Origin of the sequence: Cellvibrio sp. ARAG 10.3 (genome assembly GCF_051846955.1) — a bacterium.
GTDB lineage: Bacteria > Pseudomonadota > Gammaproteobacteria > Pseudomonadales > Cellvibrionaceae > Cellvibrio.
Genome location: NZ_JBPYCU010000053.1, coordinates 1 through 2,015, shown reverse-complemented (window position 1 = coordinate 2,015; position 2,015 = coordinate 1). Strand labels below are relative to the sequence as shown.

At 50.4% G+C, this 2,015-nt stretch carries 2 protein-coding genes; both read left to right on the top strand.

What is annotated here, in order from left to right; all coding sequences use genetic code 11:
• Positions 1-1,125: hypothetical protein (locus ACSV5M_RS21670; protein WP_439178936.1), on the top strand; the 1,125-nt coding region annotated here is incomplete at its 5' end.
• A gap of 324 nt (positions 1,126-1,449) precedes the next feature.
• On the top strand, positions 1,450-1,920 hold the full coding sequence (locus tag ACSV5M_RS21665) for a hypothetical protein (protein ID WP_439178934.1): 471 nt from the start codon (positions 1,450-1,452) through the stop codon (positions 1,918-1,920).
• Positions 1,921-2,015 lie beyond the last annotated feature (95 nt).

Below are 2,015 nucleotides of genomic sequence, written 5' to 3'. Positions count from 1 at the left end.
GGCAGCGGTGGTGGTGATTCCGACCGCAAGGAAGAACCACATCCAAATCAAGACCTCGCGATTGATGAGATCAAGCCCGGGCCTGACAACAGCGGTATTCCCTTTGATCGTTGGAATGAATATCAGCAATACGTTGAGGAAACTGCTCATCTCAGAAAGCCACATGGCAATGTTTATAGGATTTCTGTCGTCAGTGATGCAGGAGAGGATCTGCATTACTTGACGGTTGATACTGACGGGCGTGTGACGTCTCTGAACTACCTGGGTGATACCGTGGATGGCGGCAGCGATTGTTATCGCGTTGCTCAGGGTGATGAACCCAATGCGCTGCTCACGGGTTCGACGATCGTGCAATACGACTACACATTTGAGCGTGGCGTATCCGATTACGGGATTGTGCTGTCCGGTAACGGCGTTGACGGTTCAGCGGCCAGTATCACCTGGCACCAGAACGACTACGGTTTCCTGTCAGCTATCTCCATCAACGCCGGTGCGGGTGATAACGCAAATCAGGAACTGCGATTTGACGAACCACAGCCCGAGACGTTGCAACATGAATGGTCTGACGGTGAGCAAACCATTCGCGTCGCCATTCCGCTGATGCCTGATGAGTCAGTTACGCTAAATGACATTGAACAGCGTCAGTGCGAGAACCAGGTTACTGGACTCTATGTGACTGATTGGATCAACGCGGAATCCGGAGAAAAATTCTACGAAGGCTTCCTGCATATCGACTCAACCTATCACATGACGAGTTACGCCTATTCGTCGACCATGAACTGTTACGAAAAAAATCCTGCTGGGATCAACGAATACCTCGCTGGAAAAACACTTCAGTTTGATGGGCTTTCCAACCAGCTTTTCCTTAAAACACCTTCGGTGCCCGACACGTCTCGACGTGCACGGTTTGCGTTCAATCTTTCCGATGACGGTGCGATTGATTCGATGCAGTACACCGAATTTGAGACCGTCGATGACGATGTTGTCGAGCGTGTGAATTTCACCGTGGGTGAAGTGTTGCATACAGTCATGTTGTTGCCCGAGTGGGGTGAGATCCGTGTGAGCAAACAAAAGTCATCCATACCGTTAAGTGATGTGCAGAACATGCAGTGTGATGCGCAATAACGAGATGATCATTATGGTGCGTATATTGGCATTGTTTCAAAACGTTATGAACTTGCTCCTGGTTGTGTTACTCGGCTGCGTTATTTATGGGAAGCATGTCGGCTCGGCAAGCCCTGACGACCTTCACATACTTTTGTTGGTATCACTCGCAATCACCAGCTTGGCCGTAATGGCAGGCATTCTCAGGTGGTTTTACGAGCGACGTGAATCCAAGGATTTCCGAAGTGGTCACGCAATTCATTCGAAGGTGGTGAACGAAAGCAACGTGAAACCTAATGGGCATTAAGCACGATATATTTTTTTCTAAGCAGCGGAGGAAGTGTCATGTCGATGACGAATTTTGTAGGTGAAGGCAATATCGGATCATTGGAGTTCAAACGTGTGCCCGTCAGCGGGGAACCGAAGCCCGTATTGAATTTCTCGATGCGATGCAACGTGGATCGCAAACAACAGGATGGTTCCTGGGAGGACACGGGTGGCTTTTGGGTGGATGTGGAGTACTGGGGAAAGCGTGCGGAAATGTTGTTTCCCTTGTTGCAGATTGGTACTCGTGTGGTCAGCGGCGGACAGCTTTCTGATGCGTCATTCCCATCGAAAGATGATCCGGAGCTGTTGATTCCTTCGTGGAAGCTCGTTGCAGATTTTGTGGCGTTGTCACCGATCGGCATTGAGAGTGTGGTTTACAAGGCGCGTAAAGGCAAACAACAACCTGCTCCAGCTGGACAACCAGCGGACCAGGGGCACCTGCCTCCCGCTCCACCGCCGGAAGCGTATGACGATGACATTCCGTATTGAGACAGGAGTGTGCAACGTTGTAGGTAGGAGGCATTGACATTCATCTGATTTCAACCGCGAGGGCCAGCGCGATGACGAAATCAATCGATAAACCC

Coding starts and splice junctions, on each gene's coding strand:
- ACSV5M_RS21665 (WP_439178934.1), top strand. CDS start 1,450: ATGTCGATGACGAATTTTGTAGGTGAAGGCAATATCGGATCATTGGAG.